Source organism: Roseateles sp. P5_E11 (genome assembly GCF_054049355.1).
This window is the reverse complement of record NZ_JBFUMO010000538.1, coordinates 1-3,966: the sequence shown is the minus strand read 5'-3', so window position 1 is coordinate 3,966 and position 3,966 is coordinate 1. Positions and strand designations below refer to the sequence as shown.

The 3,966-nt window shown below is 67.5% G+C and carries 7 protein-coding genes; 5 read left to right on the top strand and 2 right to left on the bottom strand.

From position 1 onward, the window contains the following. On the bottom strand, positions 1-122 hold a 122-nt coding region (locus tag ACXJKR_RS26490; protein WP_457325353.1), incomplete at its 3' end, for an AsnC family transcriptional regulator. A gap of 108 nt (positions 123-230) precedes the next feature. On the opposite strand from ACXJKR_RS26490, the gene yedA reads away from it, so the two are divergent. Next, positions 231-1,130, top strand: coding sequence for a drug/metabolite exporter YedA (gene yedA / locus ACXJKR_RS26485; protein ID WP_457325352.1), 900 nt, complete (start codon positions 231-233; stop codon positions 1,128-1,130). On the opposite strand, the gene ACXJKR_RS26480 is transcribed toward yedA, so the two are convergent. Then, entirely contained in the window at positions 1,127-1,915 is a 789-nt protein-coding gene (locus ACXJKR_RS26480; RefSeq protein ID WP_056193406.1) for an MBL fold metallo-hydrolase, read from the bottom strand. The two genes, yedA and ACXJKR_RS26480, sit on opposite strands and share 4 nt — an antisense overlap. A 56-nt stretch (positions 1,916-1,971) precedes the next feature. Between ACXJKR_RS26480 and ACXJKR_RS26475 the strand changes: the two genes are divergently transcribed. The 4 genes from ACXJKR_RS26475 to yaaA are packed head-to-tail and all read left to right on the top strand — an operon-like array spanning position 1,972 to position 3,911. Next, a complete protein-coding gene (locus ACXJKR_RS26475; protein ID WP_457325351.1) occupies positions 1,972-2,295 on the top strand; it encodes a metalloregulator ArsR/SmtB family transcription factor in 324 nt (107 codons plus the stop codon). After that, positions 2,292-2,720 (top strand): YeeE/YedE family protein, encoded by a 429-nt coding sequence (locus ACXJKR_RS26470; protein ID WP_457325350.1) that lies wholly within the window; start codon positions 2,292-2,294, stop codon positions 2,718-2,720. The genes ACXJKR_RS26475 and ACXJKR_RS26470 overlap by 4 nt, the downstream gene beginning before the upstream one ends. After that, positions 2,717-3,115: a DUF6691 family protein gene (locus ACXJKR_RS26465; protein ID WP_457325349.1), complete on the top strand. Its 399-nt coding sequence runs from the start codon at positions 2,717-2,719 to the stop codon at positions 3,113-3,115. The genes ACXJKR_RS26470 and ACXJKR_RS26465 overlap by 4 nt, the downstream gene beginning before the upstream one ends. A gap of 16 nt (positions 3,116-3,131) precedes the next feature. Further along, entirely contained in the window at positions 3,132-3,911 is a 780-nt protein-coding gene (gene yaaA, locus ACXJKR_RS26460; protein WP_457325348.1) for a peroxide stress protein YaaA, read from the top strand. The last annotated feature ends 55 nt before the right edge of the window (positions 3,912-3,966 follow it).

Below are 3,966 nucleotides of genomic sequence, written 5' to 3'. Positions count from 1 at the left end.
CGCTCGGTCACGGCCGGCTGGCTCAGGTGCACGCGCCGGCCCAGCTCGGCCATGGTCAGGCGGGCGTCGGCCTGCAATTCCGCCAGGATGCGATGGTCATGCTGATCGAGCTCGATGGCCATGAAATTCTCTAGAAGTCGACGGAATGTTCTTGAATATTAAGGCGAAGTGCTGGCGCAACCTTCAAGTACCCATGTCATGAAAGAGCCGAAATTTCTACGATGCCGGCCATGAACACGACGACGCTGCCCCTCAAGAACGCCCCCGGTTTGAGTCCTTTGCTGCTGCTCTGCCTGGCCGCCACCTGGCTGGTCTGGGGCTCGACCTATCTGGCCATCAAGATCGCGCTGATCAGCCTGCCGCCCTTTTTCCAGATGGGCAGCCGTTTTCTCGTCGCCGGCGTGCTGCTGGCGGGCTGGATGCGCTGGCGCGGCGCGCCATGGCCGAGCCGGCGCCAGTGGCTGCATGCCCTCGTCATCGGCGGGCTGATGCTGGGCGGCGGCATGGGTGGCACGGCCACGGCCGAGCAGACCGTGGGCTCGGGCCTCGTCGTCGCCTTCATTGCCGTGATGCCACTGATGATTGCCGGCCTCAACCTGCTGTGGGGCGAGAAGCCGACGCGGCTGGAATCGGCGGGCATCGCCCTCGGCCTGGTGGGCGTGCTACTGCTGACGCAGGGCCAGGGCTTTGGCGCATCGCCCGCCGGCCTGGTGGCCATCAGCGTGGCCTGCGCGAGCTGGGCCGTGGGCAGCGTGTTGTCGCAACGCAGCCTGCCACTGGCGCCCGGGCCCATGGGCTTTGCCAGCGAGATGCTGGCCGGTGGCCTTCTGCTGATGGGCTTGAGCCTGGTGAGCGGCGAGACCTTGCCCGGCCATATCGAGCCGCAAGCGCTGTGGGCCTGGGCCTATCTGGTCGTGTTCGGCTCGCTGGTCGCCTTCAATGCCTACATGGTGCTGCTGGCGCAGGCCTCGGCGGGCCTGGCGTCGAGCTATTCCTTCGTCAACCCTGTCATCGCCATGCTGCTTGGCGTCACGCTGGCCGGCGAGCAGATCAGCGGCCACGAGTGGCTGGCCGCGGGCATCGTCCTCGTGGGTGTCGTGCTGCTGCTGATGGGGCGGGCGAGGGCCTAGCCACCCGCGCGGATATTGGCCTGCAGGGCCGGCTGCATCAGCCGGGGCGCGGCCAGCGTCGCATCGCGCGCCTGGCGCATCGCGACGAACTCGGCTTCACTGACGCCGTCATGCGCGTGAATGTTGGCGGCGCGCTGCTCGGCCACTGTCGTTTCCCAGCGCGCCTGGCGGCCGACCGGGTAGTCGTGGCAGACGAAGAGGCGGGTCTCGGGCGGCAGGGTCAGAAGCCGGCGGATCGAGCGGTAGAGCGCGGCGGCGTCACCGCCGGGAAAGTCGGCACGGGCGCTGCCGCCGTCGGGCATGAAGAGGGTGTCGCCGATGAACACGGCGTCCTCGATGCGGTAGGCGAGGTCGGCTGGCGTGTGCCCGGGCACGAGCAGGGCGGTGGCCTCGATGCTGCCGATGCGGAATGACTCGCCGTCGCGCAGCAGGCGGTCGAAGCCGTCTTCTTCAGAGGGCCAGCCGCGCAGGCGGCCCAGCGTGGCTTGCACTTCGCGGGTGTGCTCGCCGATGGCGATCAGCCCGCCTGCTCGGGTGCGCAGGTACCGAGCGGCAGAGACATGGTCGGCGTGGACATGGGTCTCGAGGATCCACTGCAAGGTGAGACCTTGCTCGCGCAGATGCACGAGCAGCATGTCTGCGCTGAGCGTGCTGGTGCTGCCGGCGGCAAGGTCGTAGTCCAGTACCGGGTCGATGACGGCCGCCTGGCGGGTGGTCGGATCGCTCACGACATAGCTGACCGTTCCGGTGACGGCGTCGTGGAAGCCCTGGATGGCGACAGTCATGGGGAATGGCCGGCGATGGAGAAGGCATGATTATATCGATTGATATAATGTTTGCCATGCCGAGACCCCCCACCCTTGATGTCCAGACCCTGCGCCAGGCAGCAGGCGAGGCCGTCGCTGCCCTGAAGGCCCTGGGCAATCCCGAGCGCCTGTTGTTGCTGTGCCAGATGTCCCAGGGCGAGATCAGCGTTGCCGATCTGGAGGCCCTGCTCGACATCCACCAACCGACGCTGTCGCAGCAGCTGGGCGTGCTGCGCCGCGAGGGCATGGTGGCCACGCGGCGCGAGGGCCGGAATGTTTTCTACAGCGTGGGCGATCCGCKCTTGCTGGCGCTGCTGCGCACCCTCTACACGCAGTACTGCCCCAAGGAGAACACATGACCGTGGACTGGCCTGCCTTCACACCGTGGCCCGCCCTGGCTGGTGGCCTGCTTGTCGGCCTGGCCGTCGCAGTGCTGGTGCTGGGAGCGGGTCGCATTGCCGGCATCAGCGGCATCGTCGGCGGACTGCTGCGGCCGTTAGCCGGTAACCGCGCCTGGCGCGTGGCCTTCCTGGCCGGGCTGCTGGTGTCGCCGTGGATCTTTGCGCTGTTCGCGGGCCTGCCACGGCCGCGCATCGACGCCGCTTGGAGCACGCTGCTGGTAGCCGGCCTGCTGGTCGGCATCGGCACGCGATATGGCGCTGGCTGCACCAGCGGTCATGGCGTCTGCGGCCTTTCGCGGCTGTCGCCGCGCTCTGCGGTTGCGACAGTCGCGTTCATGGCGGCTGGTTTCGCGACCGTCTTCGTGCTGAGGCATTTGCTGTGAAGAAAGTGCTGATCGCCGCGTTCGCGGGCCTGTTGTTCGGGCTGGGGCTGATCGTGTCTGGCATGGCATCCCCGACCAAGGTGCTGGGCTTTCTGGACCTGGCAGGCGCTTGGGACCCCTCGCTGGCCTTTGTCATGGCGGGCGCCATCGCGGTCGGTCTGCCGGCCTTTGYGTGGGCACGCCGGGCCAACGTGCAGTTGCCAGAGGCAACGCGCATCGACCGCCGCCTCGTCGGTGGCAGCCTGTTGTTCGGCATCGGCTGGGGCCTGGTTGGCCTGTGTCCCGGCCCGGCCTTGGTCGTGCTGGGCCTGGGCGATGCCAAGGCGCTCGGCTTCGTCGCGGCGATGCTGGCCGGCATGGCGATCTTCGAGGTGCTGGAGCGCCGAAAAGCATGAGACAAAATCCGCGCCCATGCTGTTTCTGCTCTCGCCCGCCAAGTCCCTCGATTACGACACGCCGACGCCGCCCGAACTGGCGCCGGCGCTGACCCGCCCGCAGTTCCTTGACGACACGGCCGCCCTCATCGACCTCCTGCGCACCAAGAGCGTGGACGATGTGCGCGGGCTGATGGACTTGTCCGAGCCGCTGGCCCAGCTCAATGTCGACCGCTACGCTGCCTGGCGGCCGCGCTTCACCGAGCACAACAGCAAACCGGCCGTGCTGGCCTTCAACGGCGACGTCTACGACGGCCTGGATGCCAGGACGCTGCGCGCCGATGACCTGGCCTGGGCGCAGCAGCACGTGCGCATGCTGTCGGGCCTGTACGGCATCCTCCGGCCGCTGGACCGCATGCAGCCCTACCGCCTGGAGATGGGCACGCGACTGGCCGGTGACCATGGCGCCAGCCTCTACGACTACTGGGGCGATCGCCTCGCCCTGCATCTGAACAAGCTGGCGCGGGGCGAGAAGGTGCCCGTCATCGTCAACCTGGCGTCGCAGGAATACTTCCGTGCCGCGGACCGCAAGGCGCTCAAGCCCAGGGTCGTCGACTGCCAGTTCGAGGACTGGAAGAACGGCGAATACAAGATCATCAGCTTCTTCGCCAAGCGTGCCCGTGGCCTGATGGCGCGCTATGCCATCCAGCATCGCCTGGAGACGCCCGAGGCGTTGAAAGGCTTCAACCTGGACGGTTATCGTCTGGCCCCTGAGGTGTCTTCTCCCGACCGACTCGTCTTCCGCCGCAAGTCATGAGCCAACAAGTCATCACCCCCGAGCTGTGTGAATGGATCACCGAGCAGAGCCGTGC

Excerpts from the sequence above, each read along its gene's own strand:
- ACXJKR_RS26470 (WP_457325350.1), top strand. The coding sequence starts at position 2,292 with ATGACCGTGGACTGGCCTGCCTTCACACCGTGGCCCGCCCTGGCTGGT.
- ACXJKR_RS26480 (WP_056193406.1), bottom strand. The coding sequence starts at position 1,915 with ATGACTGTCGCCATCCAGGGCTTCCACGACGCCGTCACCGGAACGGTC.
- yedA (WP_457325352.1), top strand. The coding sequence starts at position 231 with ATGAACACGACGACGCTGCCCCTCAAGAACGCCCCCGGTTTGAGTCCT.
- yaaA (WP_457325348.1), top strand. The coding sequence starts at position 3,132 with ATGCTGTTTCTGCTCTCGCCCGCCAAGTCCCTCGATTACGACACGCCG.